This is a genomic window from Streptomyces sp. NPDC003456 (assembly GCF_042878735.1).
In the GTDB taxonomy this organism is placed as follows: domain Bacteria; phylum Actinomycetota; class Actinomycetes; order Streptomycetales; family Streptomycetaceae; genus Streptomyces.
The window spans coordinates 1,046,515-1,068,585 of record NZ_JBIAOK010000004.1; the positions used below are offsets into that span (position 1 = coordinate 1,046,515).

Annotated in this window: 17 protein-coding genes; 4 read left to right on the forward strand and 13 right to left on the reverse strand. The window is 70.0% G+C overall.

The features are described from left to right. Positions 1-34: 34 nt before the first annotated feature. The 8 genes from ACFYWG_RS20910 to eccE form a co-directional block, all read right to left on the reverse strand. On the reverse strand, positions 35-1,039 hold the full coding sequence (locus tag ACFYWG_RS20910) for an oligopeptide/dipeptide ABC transporter ATP-binding protein (protein WP_389202695.1): 1,005 nt from the start codon (positions 1,037-1,039) through the stop codon (positions 35-37). After that, entirely contained in the window at positions 1,036-2,139 is a 1,104-nt protein-coding gene (locus ACFYWG_RS20915) for an ABC transporter ATP-binding protein (RefSeq protein WP_389202697.1), read from the reverse strand. The genes ACFYWG_RS20910 and ACFYWG_RS20915 overlap by 4 nt, the downstream gene beginning before the upstream one ends. Beyond that, positions 2,136-3,050 carry an ABC transporter permease gene (locus ACFYWG_RS20920; protein ID WP_389202700.1) on the reverse strand — a complete coding sequence of 305 codons (915 nt, stop codon included), beginning with the start codon at positions 3,048-3,050 and terminating at the stop codon, positions 2,136-2,138. The genes ACFYWG_RS20915 and ACFYWG_RS20920 overlap by 4 nt, the downstream gene beginning before the upstream one ends. Next, positions 3,047-4,093, reverse strand: coding sequence for an ABC transporter permease (locus ACFYWG_RS20925; RefSeq protein ID WP_389202702.1), 1,047 nt, complete (start codon positions 4,091-4,093; stop codon positions 3,047-3,049). Before ACFYWG_RS20925 ends, ACFYWG_RS20920 begins: the two co-directional genes overlap by 4 nt. An 18-nt stretch (positions 4,094-4,111) precedes the next feature. Continuing rightward, positions 4,112-5,965 carry an ABC transporter substrate-binding protein gene (locus ACFYWG_RS20930; protein WP_389202704.1) on the reverse strand — a complete coding sequence of 618 codons (1,854 nt, stop codon included), beginning with the start codon at positions 5,963-5,965 and terminating at the stop codon, positions 4,112-4,114. Between the two features lie 296 nt (positions 5,966-6,261). Then, on the reverse strand, positions 6,262-10,071 hold the full coding sequence (locus ACFYWG_RS20935; RefSeq protein ID WP_389202706.1) for an SCO5717 family growth-regulating ATPase: 3,810 nt from the start codon (positions 10,069-10,071) through the stop codon (positions 6,262-6,264). 381 nt (positions 10,072-10,452) lie between these two features. Further along, positions 10,453-11,232, reverse strand: coding sequence for a hypothetical protein (locus ACFYWG_RS20940; protein ID WP_385420829.1), 780 nt, complete (start codon positions 11,230-11,232; stop codon positions 10,453-10,455). Between the two features lie 245 nt (positions 11,233-11,477). Continuing rightward, positions 11,478-12,815 (reverse strand): type VII secretion protein EccE, encoded by a 1,338-nt coding sequence (eccE, locus tag ACFYWG_RS20945; protein ID WP_389202708.1) that lies wholly within the window; start codon positions 12,813-12,815, stop codon positions 11,478-11,480. A 183-nt stretch (positions 12,816-12,998) separates the two neighbouring features. Here eccE and eccB point away from each other — a divergent pair, with 183 nt between their 5' ends. Both eccB and mycP (ACFYWG_RS20955) read left to right on the forward strand, forming a co-directional pair. Next, entirely contained in the window at positions 12,999-14,522 is a 1,524-nt protein-coding gene (gene eccB / locus ACFYWG_RS20950; RefSeq protein WP_389202710.1) for a type VII secretion protein EccB, read from the forward strand. Between the two features lie 66 nt (positions 14,523-14,588). Next, entirely contained in the window at positions 14,589-15,827 is a 1,239-nt protein-coding gene (gene mycP, locus ACFYWG_RS20955; protein ID WP_389202713.1) for a type VII secretion-associated serine protease mycosin, read from the forward strand. Positions 15,828-15,860: 33 nt separating this feature from the next. Here mycP (ACFYWG_RS20955) and ACFYWG_RS20960 read toward each other — a convergent pair whose 3' ends face one another. Beyond that, positions 15,861-16,154, reverse strand: coding sequence for a DUF397 domain-containing protein (locus tag ACFYWG_RS20960; RefSeq protein ID WP_376332811.1), 294 nt, complete (start codon positions 16,152-16,154; stop codon positions 15,861-15,863). 231 nt (positions 16,155-16,385) lie between these two features. Here ACFYWG_RS20960 and ACFYWG_RS20965 point away from each other — a divergent pair, with 231 nt between their 5' ends. Further along, on the forward strand, positions 16,386-16,718 hold the full coding sequence (locus tag ACFYWG_RS20965) for a WXG100 family type VII secretion target (RefSeq protein ID WP_376332813.1): 333 nt from the start codon (positions 16,386-16,388) through the stop codon (positions 16,716-16,718). A gap of 34 nt (positions 16,719-16,752) precedes the next feature. Beyond that, positions 16,753-17,064, forward strand: coding sequence for a WXG100 family type VII secretion target (locus ACFYWG_RS20970; RefSeq protein WP_369193424.1), 312 nt, complete (start codon positions 16,753-16,755; stop codon positions 17,062-17,064). 183 nt (positions 17,065-17,247) lie between these two features. Here the strand turns inward: ACFYWG_RS20970 and ACFYWG_RS20975 are convergent, their stop codons facing one another. The 4 genes from ACFYWG_RS20975 to mycP (ACFYWG_RS20990) all read right to left on the reverse strand — a co-directional run bounded on the left by ACFYWG_RS20975 (position 17,248) and on the right by mycP (ACFYWG_RS20990) (position 22,054). Next, positions 17,248-17,526 (reverse strand): hypothetical protein, encoded by a 279-nt coding sequence (locus ACFYWG_RS20975; RefSeq protein ID WP_389202717.1) that lies wholly within the window; start codon positions 17,524-17,526, stop codon positions 17,248-17,250. Positions 17,527-17,912: 386 nt separating this feature from the next. After that, on the reverse strand, positions 17,913-20,168 hold the full coding sequence (locus ACFYWG_RS20980) for a hypothetical protein (protein ID WP_389202719.1): 2,256 nt from the start codon (positions 20,166-20,168) through the stop codon (positions 17,913-17,915). A 13-nt stretch (positions 20,169-20,181) separates the two neighbouring features. Continuing rightward, positions 20,182-20,550 (reverse strand): hypothetical protein, encoded by a 369-nt coding sequence (locus tag ACFYWG_RS20985; RefSeq protein ID WP_389202721.1) that lies wholly within the window; start codon positions 20,548-20,550, stop codon positions 20,182-20,184. A 115-nt stretch (positions 20,551-20,665) separates the two neighbouring features. Further along, a complete protein-coding gene (gene mycP / locus ACFYWG_RS20990) occupies positions 20,666-22,054 on the reverse strand; it encodes a type VII secretion-associated serine protease mycosin (protein WP_389202723.1) in 1,389 nt (462 codons plus the stop codon). Between the last annotated feature and the right edge of the window lie 17 nt (positions 22,055-22,071).

Sequence of the window (22,071 nt, forward strand, 5' to 3'; positions counted from 1 at the left end):
TCCGCGGGAGGCCGGCCGCGCGCTTCCAGCTCCCCTAGCGGGACGCCGCCCAGTGGCACGCGACCTGCGATTCCCCGCTGCCGCTCAGCACCCGCAGATCACTGCCCCTGCACGCGTCCGCCACGCCCGCCCGCTCCGCCTCGCCGCTCGCCAGGATCTGGCAGCGGACGTGGAAGCGGCAGCCCGAAGGGACCCGGGAGGGGTCCGGGGGCTCGCCCGTGAGGACCACCGGGTCGCCCGGGGCCTTGGGGAGGACGGACAACAGGGCCTGGGTGTACGGGTGTCGGGGGGCCGTCAGGACCTGCTCCACCGGGCCCGTCTCCACGATCCGCCCCAGGTACATCACCGCGACCCGGTCGGCGATGTTCCACGCCAGGCCCAGATCGTGCGTGACGACCAGCGCGGACAGGCCGAGTTCGGTGCGCAGGCGCAGCAGCAGGGCCAGGATCTCGCCCCGCACGGAGGCGTCCAGGGAGGCCACCGGCTCGTCGGCGACGAGGAACTCGGGCCGGAGGACCAGGGCACCCGCGATGACCACGCGCTGGCGCTGCCCGCCGGACAGTTCGTGCGGATAGCGCAGGAAGAAGCGCTCCGGGGGACGCAGACCGGCCCGGGAGAGCGCCTCGGCGACCGCCGCGCGCTCGTCACCGCCGTGACCGTGGATGCGCAGGCCCTCCGCGACCGCGTCGTACACCGTGTGCCGGGGGTTGAGGGAGCCGCTCGGGTCCTGCAGGACCAGCTGGACGCGCTTGCGGTACGCCTTCAGGGAGCGGCCCGAGTACCGCAGCGGGCGGCCGTCGAAGGAGACCCGTCCCGATGTCGGTTCGACCAGGCCCAGCAGGCTGCGGGCGAGGGTCGTCTTTCCGCAGCCCGACTCGCCGACCAGCGCGACGATCTCGCCGGGGCGGATGTCCAGGTCGACGCCGTCCACCGCGCGTGCCGCGGGCCCGCCGTGCCGGCCGGGGAAGGTCACGTACAGGTCCCGGGCGCTCAGCAGGGGCGCGGTCGTGGTGCCGGGGGCCGTGGGGGAGATGGTCATGGTGTGCCGGGCCTCGCTTCCTCCAGGGCCTCCGGGTCGTCGGCCGCACGCTCGCCGGGCGATTGCGGGGCCGGTCCGGTGGGGGTGGTGGGCGCTCCCGGAGCCTGGCCCGTGCGGTCGGCGGGCCGCTCCTCGCCGGTGCCCGCTCCCGCCGGGCCGGCCAGCACGCAGGCCGCCCGCCGGTCCGCCCCCGCCTCCCGCAGCCCCGGGTCCTGCTCGGCGCAGGAGTCCAGGGCCACCGGACAGCGCGGGTGGAACGTGCAGCCGGACGGCAGCGCGGCCGGATCGGGCGGGTCGCCCGCCAGGCCCTGCGGCGCGAACCGCGACGCAGGGTCGCCGATCCGCGGGAACGCCGCCGACAGGGCCCGGGCGTACGGGTGCCGGGCGTCCGCGTACACCTGGGCCGCCGGGCCCTCCTCGACCACCCGCCCCGCGTACATCACCGCGAGCCGGTCGCAGGTGTCGGCCAGCACCGCCAGGTCGTGGCTGATCATGATCAGGCCGAGGTCCTGGTCCGCGACCAGCTGCTCGATGAGCCGGAGGATCTGCGCCTGGATCATCACGTCCAGCGCGGTGGTCGGCTCGTCGGCGATCACCAGCCGCGGGTCGCAGGCCAGCGCCATGGCGATCATGACGCGCTGGCGCTGCCCGCCGGACAGCTCGTGCGGGTAGGCGTGCGCCCGGGCCGCGGGGAGGCCGACCTGCTCCAGCAGTTCGCCGGTCCTCTTCCGCGCCCCGGCCGGTGTCGCCTTCCCGTGCAGCAGGATCGGCTCGGCGATCTGGTCGCCGATGCGGTGCACGGCGTTCAGGGAGTGCATGGCGCCCTGGAAGACGACCGAGGCCCCGGCCCAGCGCACCGCCCGCACCCGGCCCCACTTCATGGTCAGCACGTCCTCGCCGTCGAGGAGCACCTCCCCGGTGGTGCGGGTGCCGGCGGGCAGCAGCCGCAGCAGGGCCAGCGCCAGCGTGGACTTGCCGCAGCCCGACTCGCCGGCGATGCCGAGCTTCCGGCCGGCGTCCAGGCGCAGGTCCACCCCGCGCACGGCGGCCGCCCCGCCCGGGTACGTCACCGTCAGGTTCCTGACGTCGAGCAGACTCAACGCGACACCCCCAGCCTGGGGTTGAGGACGGACTCCACGGCCCGCCCGCACAGTGTGAAGGCCAGCGCCACCACGGCGATGGCGATGCCCGGCGGCACCAGGTACCACCAGTCGCCGGCGCTGACCGCGCCCGCCTCCCGGGCATCCTGCAGCAGGCCACCCCACGACACGACCGTCGGATCGCCCAGGCCGAGGAAGGCGAGGGTCGCCTCGGCGAGGATGGCCGAGGAGATGATGAGGGTCGTCTGGGCCAGCACCAGCGGCATCACGTTGGGCAGGACGTGCCGGGACATGATGTGCCAGTGGCCGCCGCCCAGCGCCTTCGCCCGTTCGATGTACGGCCGGGTCTCCACCGCCAGGGTCTGCGCCCGCACCAGGCGGGCCGTGGTCGGCCAGGTGGTGACGCCGATCGCGACGACGGTCGTGGTGAGCGAGCGGGACATCACGGTCGCCAGGGCGATCGCCAGCACGAGCGTCGGCATGACCAGGAACCAGTCCGTGATCCGCATCATCACCGTCGCGTACCAGCCTCTGAAGTGCCCCGCCGTCACGCCGATCAGCGTGCCGATCGCCACCGACAGCACGGCCGCGAGCAGCCCGACCAGCAGCGACACCCGCGAGCCCCAGATCACCAGGCCCAGCAGGTCCCGTCCGAACTGGTCGGTGCCGAGCGGGAACCCGGTGCTCGGGCTCTGCATGGGACGCCCCGGGGCCTGCGTCACGCTGCTCACGTCGGAGCCGACGAACAGCGGGGCGAACAGGGCCAGCAGCGCACACAGGCCGAGCACGGCCAGGCCGTACAGGCCCGCCCTCTCGGTGCGGTAGGACCGCCAGAAGCGGGCGGCGGAGGCCCGGCGGCGCTGCCGGGCGAGGGCCCGCGGGTCCGCGGCCGGTCCGGTCGTCGTCGTCATCGGGCCACCCGGGGGTCCAGCAGGGGATAGACCAGGTCGGCGAGGGTGTTCATCACGATCACCGCGGCGGCGAACACGAAGAACAGCCCCTGCACCAGCGGCAGGTCCGGCACGCTCAGCGCCTGGTAGAACAGCCCGCCGAGGCCCGGCCAGGAGAACACCGTCTCCACGAGGATCACGCCCGCCACCGTCCTGCCCAGGTTGATGAAGATCAGGGTCACGGTCGGCAGCAGCGCGTTCGGCACGGCGTGCCGGCGCCGCACGAGGTCGTCGCGCAGGCCCTTGGCGCGGGCCGTCGTCAGGTAGTCGCTGCCCATCTCGTCCAGCAGCGCGGACCGGGTGACCAGCAGCGTCTGGCCGTACTCCACCGCCACGAGCGTCACCACCGGCAGCACCAGGTGGTGCGCCACGTCGAGGACGTACGCGAAGCCCTCCTTGCCGCCGGACTCCATGCCGCCGGTCGGGAACATCCCCGGGACCGGGCCGATGCCCACCGACAGCACGATGATCAGCAGCAGTCCGAGCCAGAAGGACGGGATGGAGTACAGCGTCAGCGCGAGGCCGGTGTTGACCCGGTCGCCCGTCCCGCCGCGCCGCCACGCCGAGCGGGTCCCCAGGAAGATGCCGAGGACGGTGTACAGGACGAACGCGGTCACCGTCAGCAGCAGGGTGTTCGGCAGCGCCTCGGTGATCTTGTCGACGACGGGGGTGCGGAACTGGTACGACGTCCCGAGGTCGCCGGTGAGCGCCTTGGCGCAGTAGTCGGTGAACTGCCGCCACAGCGGCAGGTCGAGTCCGAACTCCTCGCGGTAGGCGGCCAGCTGCTCGGCGGAGACCTGGCGGCCGCCCGTCATGGTCTTCACCGGGTCGCCCGGGATCAGCCGGAAGAGGAAGAAGCTGGTCACGAGGACGGCCAGCAGCGAGACGAGTGCCCCGGCCACCTTGCCGGCCAGGTACCGCGGGTACGCCGAGCCCCGGCGCACCCGCGGCCCGGCCGCCGTCCGCCCGTCCTCGACCAGCGCGGGGGTCGCGTCAGCGGTCATGAGTGCCCGTTCGCCCGTCTACTCGCGGTCCTCGGCGGTGGCCCGCCGGCGCACGGCCGCGAAACCGCCGAGCGCGACGAGGGCCACGACCCCCGCGACGATCCCCACCACGACACCCGTGGAGGACGCGTTGTCCGAGGAGCCGCTCGCGTCGGCCGGCACCGCCGACCACCAGCTCCAGTAACCGTCCTGCCCGTAGATGTTCCCCGCCTTCGCGGGCATGGTCGTGATCGACTTGATCTGGTCCGTCCGGTAGGCCTCGACCGCGTTCGGATACGCCATGACGTTCATGTACCCGAGGTCGTACAGCCGCGACTCCATCTGCTTGACGATGTCCGCCCGTTTGGCGGGGTCGTACTCGGTGAGCTGCCGGGCGTAGAGCTCGTCGTACTTCTTGTCGCAGATGAAGTTGTCCGTCGCGCCCGTGTCCTTCGGGGTGGCCGGGAGCGCACCGCAGGTGTGGATCGACAGCACGAAGTCCGGGTCGGGGTTGACCGACCAGCCGTCGAACGCCAGGTCGTACTTGCCGGCGAGCCAGGGGTCGGTCACGTTGTCCAGGCAGTCGAGCCGGACGCCGATGCCGAGGTCGCCCCACCACTCCTGGAGGTACTTGCCGACCGCCTTGTCGTTCGGGTCGGTGGCGTGGCACAGCACGCGGTAGGTGAGGGGCTTGCCGTCCTTGCCGACGCGCTTGCCGTCGCCGTTCTTCTTGTAGCCCGCCTCGTCGAGCAGCCGCGCCGCCTTCGCCGGGTCGTACGCCAGTTTCTGCTGCGCGGACGGCTTCCAGAAGTAGTCCTGGAAGCGGGGCGGGATGTAGCCCTCGCCCTCGACGGCGTGGCCGCGGAACACCTTGTCGATGACGGCCTCGCGGTCGACCGCCATGAACAGCGCGTTGCGCACCCGCTGGTCGAGCAGGGACGGGTGGCCGTCGCCGAACTTCTTCCCGTTCTTCGCCCGGGCGCCCGGGTTGGTGGCCAGGGCGTAGAAGCGGCGGCCGGGCGCGTCGTTGACCTGGATGTTCTCCGCGCCCTTCAGGGACTCCGCCTGAGCGGGCGTCAGGGACGGCGACCCGGCGACGAAGGACACCTCGCCCTTGCGCAGCGCCGACACGGCGGCGTCCTGGTCCTTGTAGTAGCGGAACACGAGTTCGTCGAACTTGGGCGCCCCGCGCCAGAAGTCCTTGTTGGCCTTCAGCCGTACATAGCTGTCGGCCTTGTACCCGGTCAGCACGAACGGGCCGTTGCCGACGACGGGGAAGGCCTTGTCGTTGTTGAACTCCGAGAAGTCCGAGACCTTCTCCCACACGTGCTTCGGCACGATCGGCACGTCCAGGGCCGCCATCGTAGCCTGCGGCTTCTTCAGCTCGATGACCAGCTTCGTCGGGCTCGGGGCGGTGACCTTCTCGAAGTTCCCGACGTAGCTGCCGTTGGCCGTGGCGGCGCCGTCGTCGGTCATCATCTTGGTGAACGTCCACGCCGCGTCCTCGGCGGTGGCCCGCTCGCCGTCGGACCATTTCGAGTTCGAGCGGATCGTGTACGTCCAGGTCAGCTTGTCGGGCGAGGACTCCCACTTGGTCGCCAGACCCGGGATGGCGCGGTTGTCCTTGGGGTCGTAGTTGGTCAGGTACTCGTACATGAGCCGGTGGATGCTCGTGCTGAGCAGCCGGACCGCGAGGAACGGGCTGAGCGAGTCCACGCTCTGCGCCACCGCGACAGTCAGCACCTGCTTGCCGTCGTCCGCCGCCCGCGCCTGCCGGGGAGCGGGGTCGAGCGGGGTCGCGAGACCCGCGGTGAGGGTGAGCGCGGCCGCTCCGGCGACGGCGACGAGCCGGAGGCCGCGCGGGAGGCTGCGTTTCTGATCGTTCGTGCCCATGGACGGACCTCGCGTCATCGCTCGGACGGGTAGGACGGGTTGATCAGCTGTCAGGGGGTTGATGTGTGTGTATCAGCGGCCCTCTCCGCCCGTCAACGGCGCGTTCACCCCATGTGGCCTGCGGAAATAACGAATTGGCGAGCGTTTCGTGCCCATTGGTCGAGACCACTGACGCACCGCTGGCCAGGGCCTGGCAACGGATTTCGCCCCGGAACGCGCCGGGCCCGCGCCGAAGGGGAACGGCGCGGGCCCGACAGGGGAACGGCCCCTCGAAAGGGGCCGATCGGGTGAGACGGTTACTGCGTAGGAGGCGTGGGCGGGGACGGTGACGGCGGGGTCTGGCCGTCGGGGTCACCGGGGTGGGCGGGATGCCCGGGGTGGCCGGGCCGGTCCGGCTGCGGGTAGCCGTACGCCGGCTGCGGGGGAGCGGCGGGCGGCTGGCCGGGGTGGCCCTGCTGCGGGTAGGGCTGCCCGGGGTGCCCAGGCTGCGGCTGCTGACCCGGTTGCCCCGGCTGCCCCGGCTGGGCGTAGGGCTGCTGCGGCGCGACCTGGGGGTACGGCTGTCCCGGCTGGGCCGGAGGCTGGCCCGGATGGGCGTACTGCCCGCCGCCGGGGTACGGCTGCCCGGGCTGGGGCTGCTGCGGCTGCGGCTGTCGGGGTGGCTGCTGGAACTGGCCGGGCCCCTGGGCCTGCTGTCCGGGGACGGGCTGGTGCGGCTGCCCGGGGAAGGGAGCCTGGCCCGGGTACGGGCCCGGTGCCTGAGCCTGGACCTGGCCGGGGACTTGGCCCGGGAAATGGCCGGGCATCTGCTGACCCGGCATCTGCTGACCGGGCATTTGCTGACCGGGCATTTGCTGACCCGGCATCTGCCGGCCGGGCAGGGGTGGTGCGGCGACCGGCGGCGGGTTGCCGTCGGAGGTCCACAGGCCGTGCGACTGCTGGTGCCGGACGAAGTCCTCGGCGACCATGGCGGCCAGGTTGAAGTACGCCTCGCGCACCTTCGGCCGCATCATGTCGAGGTCGACCTCGGCACCGGCGGCGAGGTGCTCGTCGAACGGCACGACGATGACGCCCCGGCAGCGCGTCTCGAAGTGCGACACGATGTCGTCGACCTTGATCATCTTGCCGGTCTCGCGCACCCCGGAGATGACGGTGATGGACCGCGAGACGAGGTCGGCGTACCCGTGCGCGGACAGCCAGTCCAGTGTCGTGCTCGCACTGCTCGCCCCGTCCACCGACGGAGTGGAGATGATGATGAGCTGGTCGGCGAGGTCCAGCACGCCGCGCATGGCGCTGTACAGCAGGCCCGTGCCCGAGTCGGTGAGGATCACCGGGTACTGCCTGCCGAGCACGTCTATCGCGCGCCGGTAGTCCTCGTCGTTGAACGTCGTGGACACCGCCGGGTCGACGTCGTTGGCGATGATCTCCAGCCCCGAGGGGGCCTGCGAGGTGAACCGCCGGATGTCCATGTACGAGTTGAGGTAAGGGATCGCCTGGACGAGGTCGCGGATGGTCGCCCCGGTCTCCCGCCGCACGCGGCGCCCCAGGGTGCCCGCGTCCGGGTTGGCGTCGATCGCCAGGATCTTGTCCTGCCGTTCGGTGGCCAGGGTCGAGCCGAGGGCGGTGGTGGTGGTCGTCTTGCCGACACCGCCCTTGAGGCTGATCACCGCGATCCGGTAGCACGACAGCACGGGCGTACGGATCAGTTCGAGCTTGCGCTGCCGCTCGGCCTCCTCCTTCTTCCCGCCGAGCTTGAAGCGCCCGCCGCCGGTCGCCGGGCGGCTGCTCTTGGCCTTCTGCCGCTTGCTGTTGAGCAGGCGGTCGGACGACAGCTCCACGGCGGCGGTGTAACCGAGGGGTGCGGCCCCGGGGTTGGTCGGCTGGCGCTGGTCGTGCTGGATGGGCTGCGGCCAGGCGGCACCGGTGCGGGGATCGACCGGGGGCTGTGACTGTGGCTGTGGCTGTGGCTGTGGTTGCGGCTGCGACTGTCCCGGCTGCCCCGCGTGAGGGGGCTGTCCGGGGCCGGCCTGTCCCTGCGGGTGGTGCGGGGCCTGGGGAGGCTGTCCCTGCGGGGGCTGCGCCTGCGGGGGCTGTGCCTGCGGCGGGACTCCCGGGTGGGGGAAGCCGTAGCCGCCCTGGGCATCGGGGGCGGGGGCGGGGGCGGCGGGGGGCTGAGCACCCGGGTGCGGAAAGCCGTAGCCGCCCTGGGGGCTCGGGGTCCCGGGGTGCGGGAAGCCGTAGCCGGCCTGGGGGTGGGGGGCGGGGGTGCCCTGCGGCTCGGTGCCGGGGGCTCCCTGCTGCGGGAAGCCGTAACCGCCGAGCTGGGGTGCGGGCTGCTGCGGTCCGGGCTGGGCGGTCGGCTGCTGCGGCGGCACGGGAGCGGCCTGCTGGTTCCAGGCGGCGGGCGCGGGCTGCGGAGCCTGCGGCTGGAACGGCGGCTGTCCCTGAGCGGCGGCGGGATGCGGTTGGGCGTTCGGATCCACGGGCTGAGCCGGGGGCTGGGCCGGTGACGGGTGAGGGCCCGGTGTCGGGGCCGGCGCCTGGACCGCGGGCTGGGGCACCGGCTGCCCGGGCCACTGGTCGGCGGGCGCGGGTGCGGCCGGCTGGTACGACGGCGGCAGGGGCGGCACGCCCTGCGGGGCCGGGGGAGTCCAAGCCGGCTGACCGCCCGCGGCACCGGGGTCGGCGACAGCGGACCCGGCATCGCCCTGGGGAGCGCTGTCCCCAGCGTCACTGCCCCCGGTTCCGTCTCCGGACGGCGTGGCGTCGGACGGCACCTGGTCGACGGGCTCGACGGGCTCGGTGGGCTTTCCGGTCTCGGCGGTCTCGGTGGGTCGTGGATCCTCTGCGGGGGCCTCCGCGACTGGCTGCTCCGGCTCGCCGGCGTCCACGGCCGCGTCATCGGCGCACTCGCTCACCGCCGGGGCGTCACCCGCAGCAAGCGCGTCCGCGGCGTCGACGGGCTCACCCTCCCGCGAAGCGCCCTGCGGGGACCCGGACTCGGAAGCCGCGTCCTCACGCGCCGGCTCGCCGCTCTGCGCGGTGTCCGCGGCAGCCGCGTCACGACCCTCGTCATCAGAAGGAGTGAACTCTCCGGGCACTCCCGAGTCAGCAGCCTCGTCGGCCGACGAGGCGCCGCCCTCCCCGCCCAATGCGCGGTGCGGCCCGGCCATGTCGCTCGGATCGGCGGCCGTCGGGACGTCCGCGCCCTCAGGGACGTTGCGCGTCTCCTCCGCGCCCTGCGGGCGGGTCTCTTCCGCGCCCTGCGGGCGGGTCTCTTCCGCGCCCTGCGTCCGCTCCTGGGCCGCGGCCGCACGCTCGGCGATCTCGCGCTTCACAGCGACCGCGGAGAAGCGCATGGTGGCGCCACTCTCCAGGTCACCGTTCGCGGGTTCGTCCTGGGCGAGGGCAGCAGGAGCGGGGGAAGCGGGGGGCGTGACGGGAGCGGCCGGCGCGGGATCCGGCGTGCCCTGGGACGGCCACTGTCCCTGCGGCGGCACCCCGGGACGGGATTCCTGCGGCTCGAAGCCGCTGCCCGACGGGAGCTTGGGCATTCCCGACGACGCCTCCGACCCGGCGGGCGGCACCGTTGGCACGAAGGGCGCGCTCGGCGGAGCAACGGGAGGAGCGAACGGAGCAGCGGGCGGCGTGAAGGGAGCAGCGGGCGGCGGCCCGGGAGGCGTGAGAGGGACGCCGGGCGCCGGAGCCTGTCCGGACGCCGGGGCGAAGGGAGAGGGCTGCCCGAACGGCTCGGCGGCATGCTGCGGGGGAGTGGGAGCGGGGCCGGCGTGCGGCGGCACGGGCCCCTCCGGCCCGGCGGGGATCCCGGGACCCGCAGGACCACCGGACACCCCGGGCCCTTCCGGTGCTGCCGAGGGGCCGTCGGACAGAGCCTGCCCCTCCGGCGTCGCCGAGGCGGCGGCCCCGCCGGATCCCTCCGGACCCTGCCCCGACCCGGAACTCCCCGAGGCGTTCTGCGTGTACCAGGCGGGCGGCGCGTAGTCGATGGTGAACTCGCCCGTCATCTCGATGGAGGACTCCGCGTCGGGCTGGTCATCGCCGGGTGTCGCCCAGCCCCCGCGGATCCCGTCCCGATCGCTGCTCACAGTGTTCCTCCTGGTGTGGTCGAGCACCCTCATGCCGTGCTGGGGCGACCGTTGCTTCTGTCTGCTGTGTCGTCCGCAGTGGTTCGAACGACTCCGCGGTCGTCCGGGGCAGCACGGTGCATCGGCTCCCCCGCTCTTCCCCTGCAACACCAACGCCGGGCCACGGGTCGTGACGTCGTGCCCGGACCCAGCCTAATCACCACATGCCCCGCCCCGGCAGCCCCGCCCGTCGGCCGCCTCGGGCCTCTCAGGTCACAAACCGCACGGAACCGGAGGACTTTCACACGGCGCCGACAAACACCTCAGACGGCGACGGTGACGGAACGGTCGGAAAACCGCCCCGAGCGCGCAGAGTCGGTACCTCGACCGGGCCCGCCCCTCTCAGTCCATCCGCCGGGGCGTCCCCAGCAGCCCGACCTCCGCGTCCGTGGGCCGGGTCAGCACATAGCGACGGTCCCGGTCCGCGCACCAGAGGGTCATGCCGTCGGCGAGGGTGGGCAGGGACTCGACCTGCTCGTGCGTCAGGGCCATGCTGCGGCCCAGTTCGGCCGCCTCGTCCGGGGAGACCCTCTGGATTCCGACGAGCCGCGCCTGCCGGAGCAGCCGAGGCGCCACCGGACTCAGATAGGGCAGAAGGGTCAGCACCGACTGCCACGGGCCGGAGACGACCCGCCCGCGCGGAGGACGCATGCCGCAGTCGCGGACCACCAGCACCGGGGTGCCGGCGGAGGCGCCCTGCGGCGGGACCCGCCCCACCTCGTGCACCGAGAGGCCGTTCTGCGCCCCACCCATGGCGTGCACCATCTGCTGCCACGCCTGCGGGCGGCCCGTCTCCACGGCGACGTGCGCGCCGGTCGCCGTGGCTCGCAACGCCAGCACCTGCGCGGTCCACAGGCCGCCGATCAGCACCACGTCGTACGGCGTGGGCCGGTTGACCCCCAGCACCGCCGGCTGCCCCGCGCCGTCCACGCCGGCGACCACACCGTCGTCCCCGAGGGGCAGGGCGAGTGCGTCCAGGTGCTCGACGCCGATCGTGTGGCGCCCGTGCCGGGGCCCGGCCAGGCCGAAGCCCTTGCGCAGGCGGTCGACGACCTGGCCGGTCGCCGAGGGCCTGCCGCCGGACCGGCCGGGCGCACCGGCGACGGCGCCCGCGCCCCCGATGACGCCGGCCGGGGCCGCCCCACCGGCAGGGACCACCCCGCCGGCCGCAGCCGTCGCGCCGCCGGCTGCCGTCACGCCGGTGGGTGAAGGCGTACCGGCAGGGGACGGCGTACCGACCGATGACGGCACACGGGCGGGTGACGGCGAACCGGTGGGTGACGGCGAACCGGTGGGTGGCGGGCCACCCGCGGGTGTGGGCGTACCAGCGGGTGCCGGCGTCTGCCCGGACCCCGGAAGCGAGTACGTCACCGGGCACCTCCGAGGGGGAGCGTGGCGAGTACGCCGGGCAACTGCTCGCGGTCCAGTCTGTTCAGCCCCGCGCCGGCTTCTCGCGCTGCCTCCTCCAACGCCCGCCGGGCGGCGACCAGTTCGTCGTCGCTGCGGCCCGTCACCCGTACGTGTCCCGTCAGTGACACCTCCTTGCCGTCGCCCTTCGCCAGGGTGAGGCTGAAGGTCGTGGCGAGAGCGGGCACGGCGGTGAGCCGGGCGACGAACTGCGGCAGCGTGTGACCGTCGGCGCCGGAGAGCCGCGGCCAGGAGCGGACCCAGTACGTGGTGTGCCGGCGGTTGTCGCAGCGCCAGTTGCGCGGCGACTCGCGCGTCCGCCGCTGACGCACCTCGGTCCGTCCCGCCTCCGCGGTGACCAGCGGGTTGGCCAACACGGACGTCGCCAGCGCCGCGACCAGCTCGTCCTCGTCCAGCACGGTGACCCGGAATCCGGCCCCCGTCAGCCGGCTCGCCAGGTGGTGTGCCGCGCGGACGACGCACCGCTGCGCCCCCGTCGCCCCGCCCCCGCGCGCGGCCACGGCCTCCGGGCACAGCTCGGGATCGAGCTTCAGCGCGATCCAGGTGATGCGCACCGCGGGTGTACCCGTCTGCGCCTGCAGCGGCGCGTAGTTGGCCACGGCCACCGACTGCTGCGGCAGGTGCAGGGCGGGAGCGGGCTGGGTGTGCAGCACCACCTGCGCCGACTCCAGCGCGATCCCGTCCACCTCCAGGGCGTCGCGGACCAGCCCGAGCGGCAGCGGCTGACGGCCCCGCTCGGCACGCAGGGCGGACGGGGCGGCCTCCACCTGCACGACCGCCGTCACGAACGTGCCGTCCCCGACGATGCCGACCGGACGCCGGTCGCGCACCGCGAACGCCCCGGTGCGCAGAGCCGGTTCGCACTCCAGGGCCGGCACCAGGCCCGGCTCGGTCCCCGGCGGGATCTCCAGGGCGTCGGCACGCTTCTGCCGGTTCCGCAGCGCCCACGCGGTGGCGCACCAGTCGGGCACGGAACGGCCGCGACGCCGCACGAAGGCGAGGCCCAGCAGCCCCGCGGCGAGCACGGCGGCCACCACGAGCCCCGCGGTGCCGACGACCCAGCCGGCCAGCACGGCAGCGGAGGCCAGTTCGACCAGCACGACCCGTTGCAGCCGGGACGATCCGCCGGGGCCGCGGCGCAGGCGGAGCTGATGCGCGCCGGGCGCGGAAGCGGGCGCCACCGTCGCGGAAGCGCCCGGACCGGGCGCGGCGCCCGCCGCCGGGGTCGCCTGGGGGCGCCCGCGGCCACGCGCACGCACCCGTGTTGTGGAAGCCATCCCCGAGTCCCCCGTTTTCCTCGCGTCGGCAGCAATGACGGCACCGCGCCGGGCTCTTGACGGTCCGGCCACCGTACCCGCTCCGACAGCCCGCGCGATCACCAGGCATAGTAGGGGCCCGGTCCGACAACGCAGGGTGGGGACGACGACCTCCGGGACCGACACGGGGAGAGACGGTCACTGATGGCATCACGGCGGGACGAGCTCAACGCCTACACGTTCGCGAAGCGGCGCCTGCTGGCGGCCTTCCTCCAGCCCTCCCCGACCGGGACGGAGGAGGGCGCTCCGAAACCGCTGCGAGCGGTCGTGCCGAGCCTGGTCGCCGGCGCCCTGACCCTGGCCGCCTTCGGCGCCTGGGGGATGTTCCAGCCCACCGCGCCCTCCGGCTGGGACAAGCCCGGCACCCGGGTCATCGTGGGCAAACAGTCGACCACCCGGTACGTCGTCCTGAAGACGGACGGCACCACCCGGCTGCACCCCGTCCTGAACCTGGCCTCCGCCCGGCTGCTCATGAACGACGCGAGCTACCAGGTCATCCAGGTGAGCGACGACATCCTCGACGCCGGCAAGCCACCGCGCGGCCCCATCCTCGGCATCCCCTACGCACCCGACCGGCTGCCCTCGCCCGAGGAGGCCGGCCGGGCCAAGCGCTGGGCGGTGTGCGAACAGCCCGGCGGCAAGGGCGACACCGTCCAGGAGGCGACGTTCGTCCTGGCGTCCGGGGAGGCGGCGAAGACCGACGGCCGCGACCGGCTGACCGGCGGGGAGGCGCTGTACGTGAAGACCCGGACGGGCCGGCGCTACCTGGTGGAATCCGGGGGAAGCGCCTACCCCGTGACGGGCACCGAGTCGGACCCGCTCACCGAGACGCTCGTCGGGTCGCGCGAGCCGCAGCTCGTCACCAAGGAGTGGCTGGCGACCCTGCACACGGGCGACGCGATCGCCTTCCCGCAGCTGCCGCCCGGTGTCGGTTCCCCCGCGAACGTCCCGGGCGCCCTGTCGGCCGACGAGAACCGCGTCGGCACGGTACTGGAGACCGAGACGGGCGAGGGGACGAGGTTCCACGTCGTCCTGCCGGGCAAGGTGCAGCCCGTCAGCGAGTTCACCGCCTGGCTGCTCATCAACTCCCCTCAGACCGCCCGGCTCGACATGAACGGCAAGGCCCGCAGCGTCGGCCTGCAGGACTTCACGGCCGACCCCGAGCCCTTCGAGGGCCAGCGGGCCGACTGGCCGGACCGCCGCCTCCACCAGGTCAACTCCGCGTCCGGGGACGGGCGTGACACGGTGTGCAGCGTCCTGCGCGCGGTGGACGAGAACGGCGCCACCACGCTCAGCACCTGGGCCGGCAAGGACTACCCGGCCCGGATCACATCGGACGGCACCAGCACCTACGCCACGCCCGGAACAGGGCTGCTGTACACGCAGATCCAGGGGTCCGCCACCGAGTCCGGTGCCCTCTTCCTGGTCACCGACACCGGTCTGCGCTACGCCGTCCAGGCCAACGGGGACAGCGACGCCGACACGTCGGAGATCGGTGCCGACGGCGACCGGAAGCCGTCGGACGGAAGCCCGGAGCCGAGCGAGGCCCAGGTCAAGCTCGGCTACCAGAACGTCCGGCCGGCCAAGGTGCCGCTCGTGTGGTCGGAGTTCCTGGCCAAGGGCCCGCGGCTCGACACCAACAGCGCCCGCCAGCCCCAGGGTTCGTGACCCGTGCCGTCCCGCCCCGACGGCGTGCCCTCCTGCCGGGCACCGAAGAACAGGAGCTCCGCACCGGTGCGCCCGACGAAGACCGTGCTGCTCACCGCGGCGCTCGCGCTCACGGCCCTGAGCGCCTGCCCGCCCACGCCCGACCCCGCCGCTCCGGCGCCGGAGGGACTGCGAGCGCCCACCGGGCTGGCGGGCAGCGGGGCGTGCACGTTCCCCAGCAAGCAGAAGTTCACGGCACGCCCCTGGTCGTTGCAGCGCGTGCTGCTGGACGAACTGTGGGAGGGCACCGAGAAGGGCAAGGGGGTGCGGGTCGCCGTCATCGACACCGGCGTCGACGACACGAACCGGCAGCTGGCCGGAGCCGTCGACAAGGCGGCCGGCCGCGACCTGCTGGACAAGGGCGGCGACCCGACCGAGGACGAGGTGGGCCACGGCACCAAGGTGGCCGGCATCATCGCCGCCCGCCCGGCCGACGGCACCGGCTTCGTCGGCCTCGCCCCGGCGGCCACCATCATCCCCATCCGCCAGAACGACGCCGACAGCAACGGCGACTCCGACACGATGGCCCAGGCCATCACCCACGCGGTCGCCCAGGGCGCCGACGTCATCAACATCTCCCAGGACACCACCCAGCCCCTGTCCGGGTCGTCCGGACTGGCCCGGGCCGTGCGCGAGGCCCTCGACAAAGACGTGGTCGTGGTCGCGTCCGCGGGCAACGACGGCCTGGACGGCAAGCCCAAGGAGACGTACCCGGCGGCCTTCGACGGCGTCCTCGCCGTGGCGTCCTCGGACCGGAACAACGAACGCGCGGCCTTCTCGCAGCCCGGCAGCTTCGTCGGGGTCGCCGCACCGGGCGTCGACATCGTCTCCACCGTCCCCGGTGGCGGGCAGTGCACCGACAGCGGTACGAGCTTCTCGGCGCCGTTCGTCGCCGGGGTGGCGGCCCTGCTGAAGGAGAAGCACCCCACGTGGTCACCGGCGCAGATCGTCACGCAGATCGAGCGCACGGCCGAGCGGTCCGTCAACGGCCGTGACGACTTCGTCGGCTGGGGCGTGGTCGACCCGGTCCGCGCCGTCCAGGAGCCCGACCTGGCCGACCCGCCGTCGTCCCCGGCCCCCGACCCGGGGGTGGCCAGGGCCGAGGCGCCGGATGTGGCGCCGTTCTCCCTGGCCGAGACCCCGGCGGAACGCGACGAGCGGTATGCCGCCTACGCCCTGGGCGTCGCCGTGACCCTGGTCGTGGTGGTCACGGGCGCGGCCGTGGTCCTGCGAGATCTGCACCGGCGCCGCCGCGGCGGCCCCTGATGCCCCTCACGCACCACAGGGCGACAAGCGTCGTCAGGAGGCGGTGACGCCGCCGCCCGGCGCCGGCTCCAGATCGAATTCGCCGTCACGCGCCCCGAGTACGAAGGCGCGCCACTCGGCCTCCGTGTACCGCAGCACGGTGTCCGGGTCGAGCGACGAGCGCATGGCCACGGCTCCGTGGGGGAGGTAGGCGATCTCCACGCGTTCCTCGTGCTCCTCCGTTCCCGGAGCGCAATGCCACTCCACGCCCGAGATGTCGAGCCCGTACAGCTCGTCCCGCTCCCGCTCCTTGCGTGCTTTGACGTCCTCGTCCGGCACACCGGCCATGGCGGAGATCCCTTCGACTGCTCAGCAACGATCGCCAGTCACCATACTGGCCACGAACTACCCCTGAGTGGCTTTGCAGTTGGAACCCTCGAACCGAGTGACTAGAGTGCTCCCACGTGCCACAAGTGTGGTACGGCACGGGGGCGGTGCGACGCTGCGACCACGCGTCGCGCGGGGTTTCGGAGCGAGTCTTGCCCGCCAGGCGGTGTTTCTACAGGAGGGCAAGAGACCATGAGTGTCGATTACAGCGACCAGGATCTGACCGACCTCGCAGACAAGATCCGGGACTTCCACCGGGACGTGAGCAGCCGCGTGACCTCCCTCAACACGGTCGTGGACATGATCCAGTCGGGCTGGCAGGGCGCGGCCGGCAAGGAGTTCGACGCCGTGCAGCGCGGTGTGAACCAGCACCTGAAGAAGCTCCAGGACAACCTTGTCGACCTCGAGGACGTCATGCGGATGAGCGTCAAGGGCTTCAGCGAGCACGAGCAGTCGCGCGTCTCGGAGATCCGCAAGGTGGACAACTCGTACCAGGTCTCCAGCCGCATCACCGACCTCGCCTGACCAGCGCGCCCAACGCCTTCGAGGAGTACGCACCATGAGCGTCAACTACGACCGCACCGCCGTCAATTACGACACCGTCACCCAGGCCGCGATCGACGTCCGCAAGACCGCGCGGGAGCTGAACGAGGGCCTCGAGACCCTCATGCGCAAGGTCAAGGCCGTCGCCGAGACGTGGGAAGGCGAGGCGAAGACCGCCTACGGCGAGATCCAGCGCAGCAGCAGCACGGAGATGGACCAGATGTGCCAGAAGCTGGCCCGCATCGCCCAGCTCCTGGACGACTCGGTCCTCGGCTACCAGGACACGGACAAGGGCAACGCGGCCCGCTTCCGCATGCTGATGAGCTGACACACGGTTCACAGCGCGGAACGTGGAGGGGGCGAGCCTGTAGTTGGGACTCGCCCCCTACGCATCTCAGACTTGACAGACCAGCATTAGACACTGAATGGCCGCATCGAACGGTGACGGAGGCAGCGGCCGAGTGTCGAAGCCGGCGCTCCAGGCGGCCGTGGAGTGGCCGGGGTTGCAGCCTCACTCGGTGCGGGGAGGAACCGTTGTTGGTACATGCGGATTGTTTTGGCACTGGAATGCTGGAAGCACTTCACTAGCGGAGCGCAAGAGATATTTCAGGTGTTCGTCAGCGCTACCTGAGCTGGTGAGGGTGTCCGTCAAAACCCCTTCCAGAGGGACTTCGTCCTTCTGATCGGCCGACGCGCCTTCTACCTGGCATCTCACATATACGAAGTATTTGCGCTTTCCGGATGAGCCCTTGCCGTGCACTAGCTTGACGTCGCTGTTGATGAGAGTCACGACTTCGGCTCCGCCGAAGGAGTGATCAAACGCCGTGACGGAAGCGCCGTACCTAATCGAAAGGCTGCCTGCTGAGGGCTGTGACTTTTCCACAATCCGACACAGTTCGGAGTCAGCGAAGACGGGGATTCTCTCGCTTGAGGATACCCAGGATTTCGCCTGCTTGTGGAACAGGGACTTGGCGCTCCCCAAGCTCTCGGTCGAAGATGAAACGCCCGTTTCTCCGCGAGTCCTACTTTGTACCCAACTTACGCCGGATGCGCCGAGGAGTTTCTTGCATGCAGTTGCTTCTCGGTCTTCTTGTTCGGAGGAATTCTCCACGGTGCATGCCCCAAGGCTGAACAAGACAGATAGCGATAGGAAAGAAGAGAACATTCTCCGCATCATCACCACCCCCGAACATCATCGGTGTCGGCATATTCTCCGCCATCGTGGTAAGTTCCGCGAGCTCGGCGGACCAATTCCCGCACCTCCGTTGGTGACATATCGTGCTGATCGGCATAGTTAAGAAGAGGAGTCATGGCGTTGCGCTGTCCATCCAGTCTGGCCTTTTGAATGCCTTCCACAGCTTGTTGGTCATTCTTGAACTCATTCTCATCAAGCCAATCGATTGTCTGCGTTGCCATGTATGTCTCAGCGGCGCCACCAGCAACTTCGAAAGCCAGCGGGACAGCGATAGCGGCAGCTGCTCTTGTGGGAATGATGAGTTCGGACGCTACGCCTACAACCACACCTACGGTCGCGCCAGCCGCGAAATTGCGCCATTCGCCCTGTTTTTCCAATTCCTTGTTTCGTTCCTTCGCCTTCTCAGCGAATTCCTCCCCGATGCTTTCAGACCTTGCTTGATCCAGGAGTCCGTGCATTGAGACGCTGTGAAGTCCTGCATCAAGCGCATTACTCCGATGGTCTCCCTGTGCTGCCATGAGGCTTGCGCCATAAGTCTGTTGTGCCGCTGAGACGGTGCTGTAGGAATCCTTGTCGGAGGCAAGGGACCTCAGGAAGTTGGCCGTACTGGACTCACCTATGTCCCGAAGGTGCTTGTCGTCTTGATTGAACAGACTGTCTCTATCGGTCAGCTCACCACTACCACCCCAGTTAGCCATGGAGTAACTGAGGCTGTCGATGTGACCGGCCGCAATGTTCGCCAGGCTGTCGCGCACTCCCGAATGTTTGTCGATTGAATCTGCCGAGCTGTAGTTTTCTACGATCTTCGAGACCAGTGCTGTACGTGCCTCGCGCTCGCTTATCTGTTCTGCTGTCTTCGTGGGTGGGACACCTGGGTTCTTCTCGTCATATGCGTAACCCAGGGTGGCTGACTCAAGGGCGTGACCGAGGTTGTCGAATCCTGTTGCCTTCCCGTCCACTCCTATTGGCCAGTCGCGGGCCTGTTTGCCATCACCCAAGAAATAGTCCCAGTTGCTTAGTTTTTCACCTTCCATCTTGGTTGAACCGTTGAAGAACTGTAGTGATGCCTCGGGATTATGGCCGAGCGCCTCCAGGTAGCCAGCCATAGGATCTGAACCCGTATCTTTACCGGCCCAATTCAGTTTCGGGCTCATAGCCGGCCCTGAATTCCAAGCTTGATTCGGCGAAATCCCTCCATCGCCGGTAATTCGTCGTTCGGTAACAACGACAGCATGGCCGAAGTCATGGAGGAACCTCTTGTCGTACGTTCCCTCGCGCATGAGGTTGCTCATAACCTGAAAACCGTACGCCGATGTCCCCCGGGTGTGAATGACGTCACCGCCGACCTTGATCATCTCCGACTTCCATCGTGTCATCTCTGTGCTGTCGGAGTGCGTTGCAGCGGCCAGCGTCAGGCTCCAGTTCTCCTGAAGTTCTCTGATCCTTCTGGGGTGCTCCATAGCTAGCCTGGAACCGTCACTCGGGTCGCCCATGTCGGCCCAGAACTCCAGGTTGCCCTTGACTCCGACCTCGAGGGCAAAGCGCTCGGCGAAGTATTGGTCACCCCTGTTCTCTTTGAAGTACTTGTTCAAGCGGGCGATTTCTCCGGGACTGGCGTCGTCTCCCTTGGCGACGATCTTGGCGGCCGCCGTGGCGTCCTGGGCATCCTGCGCCCTGCCCGCTTGCTTGAGGGAGTCATAGTTGGTGCCGGCGAAGTTGTGCTTGTCCTTGCCTACAAGGGCGAGCAGGGCCCGCGAGGCAGTCTCATCGGCCTCGTTGGCTTTGGCGATGGCCGTCTTGATGTCGCTCCGCACCTTGCCGAAGTCCTCTTCGGAGGGTTCCGGGCCTGTGAAGTCTTTTTCCCGGCGCTCGGGATGGATCAGGTGCTCGACGTTGCCGTCCGGGGTGATGCGCAGTCCCTTTCCGCTTGCCCCGTCGACGACCTCTTTAAGGGTCTTCTTCGCCTTCTCGAACTCGGCCAGAGCGTCACGAAGGATGTTTCGAATGCTTCGAGCCTCCGACGTTGCATCACTGAATTCCTTCGCGGTCTTCCTCACGAAGGGCAGGGTGACGCCAGCATTCTCGCCTTTCCAGTCCGCTTTGCCAGCCTTTCTGAGGAGTCCTTTCCTTGCTTGTTCCTCCAATTTTTCGAGCTTTGCCACTGTCTCAGTCCAGTCGTCGACCGACTCTTGGAGGCTGCCTAGACGGACGGTCAAAAGGTGCTCGAAGGTCAGCACAATGCAGCCCTACCTACTTGAAGTGCTTGTCGATTTGTTCGGCGGACAGGTTTGTGACTAGCGCCTCTTCGCCTCTCACATGCGTCGAGACCGTAACCTCAAGGTGATTATGGATGTGACCGCAGGCGCTCAGTAGTGCTTCCGCCTGGCTGCGCCAGGTATCCCACGCAGTCCACAAGGCCGAGCCGATCTTGAAGTTATCCTCGTTGAGGTTGTTCGCGGCTGTGTAGGTGTTGGCTCCTGCGTGGAACGCATCTCTCTCAAAGCCGTGATAAAGCTCTTGCGCCTCGTTACCGACGGACTTCAGGTCGGGAGAAGTCACCGTGTAGTCGCTGCCGTTTTCTCCACCGCGCCCGGAGCTCGATACTTGGTTGAGTCGCATGCTGCTTCTCTGTCGCGCAAGTGCGTCGCTTCGGGCTTGGCCCCACATCTCGTCGAATGACACGTTGATCCCTTGCGTGCTGTCACTGACAGTTGATCCTGCTAGGCCCCTTGCTTCAAGGGCGCTGGCTCTGTTCGCTACCGCTGGCGGGCGAAGACGATGAGCCGTGCCCCAGCGAAGGGCTGTAGGTGTGGCTTTGATACGGCGGCGTGAGAGGAGGGGGCGCCGGGTCCACCCGTACCGAGGCCGAACGTCGGCGCCGGGCTCGAAGAGTGGGGATTGTGACTGCGGCTGTGAGAAGTGCGGCTGCTGCCATGCCCAGAGCCAGCCACGAACTGTCGACGCCGTCACCTTCAACGGAGGCGGTACTCGTTGGCTTCGGTTTGACGATCGCGGTGCGGTCGCCTCCCAGGCCCGCGGACGGTGAAGCCTCGTTCGGCGGTCCCTGAGAGGCTGCCGCAGCCAAGTCGGCCATTGGGTACTCGTCCGCGGGCCCCAAGTTGCCAGGGGTCTTCAAAGCGATTCGCGGACGGACAATGCCGTAGCCGATGGAGTCTGTGCGGTTAGCGCCGCTCTTCGGCTTTCCGGCGGTATTCAACAAGACTCGCAGCACCTGGTGGTTTGTCCAGTCGGGGTGCTGGGCCCAGATAAGCGCGGCAGAAGCTGACGCCAGCGCTGAGGCGGCACTCGTACCACTACCTGTACAAAGCTGAGTGCCTCCCGTACATGCGTTGATGATGCCATCGCCAGGGGCGGCGAGGTCGACCTGGGGGCCCTTTTGGGATTGCTGCAGAGACCTACCGTTCTTGTCGGTTGCCGCCACGCCTACGACGCCGGGAGTGGCTGCAGGAAATAGCATGGAGTTGTCCTTATCGCCGGTGTTTCCCACGGCGGCGAAAATCAGCTTCCCTTTGGCAATTGCGTATCGGACAGCCGAGGCGAGTTCGGGTGTTCCGGCGTTCTGCCTGCCGGGGGTGTTTGCGACTCCCATTGAGATGTTGATAATTCGGGCCTCAGAGTGCGCGGTGTAACGAATTGCCTCACTCAGCACATGGGCGTACTGCGCACGGCTGTCGACTTGCCCGTAGTCCTCCGTGCTGTAACGCATCCGGACGGGAAGGATTTTGGATCCTGGCGCCAAGCCGTGAGAACCGTGTAGGTAGCCGCGCTCTCCAGTGGCCGCGATGAGTGCAGCCATGCCTGTTCCGTGATTGTCGATGTCGGTATGCTCGTCGCCCTGCTGATCGGAAAAGTCTTTCCCAGCTAGGACCTGGCCTGTCAGGTCGGCGACGGTGTCGTCGACACCGGAATCAATGACTGCCACGGTGATGCCACGTCCCGTACTGACCTGCCACATCTCGTCGGCGTGCATGGCGTCGAGGTGCCACTGCCTGTCGCGTACCGACTCAGCGTGGGCGGGCGTAGCGGCAACGCCGACCAGCAGCAGGCCGAGAGCTGCCGATGCTGCTGAAAAGGGGCGCCGTGCGCGATTCCTGCTGTACATGTGCCTTCCCTGAACGA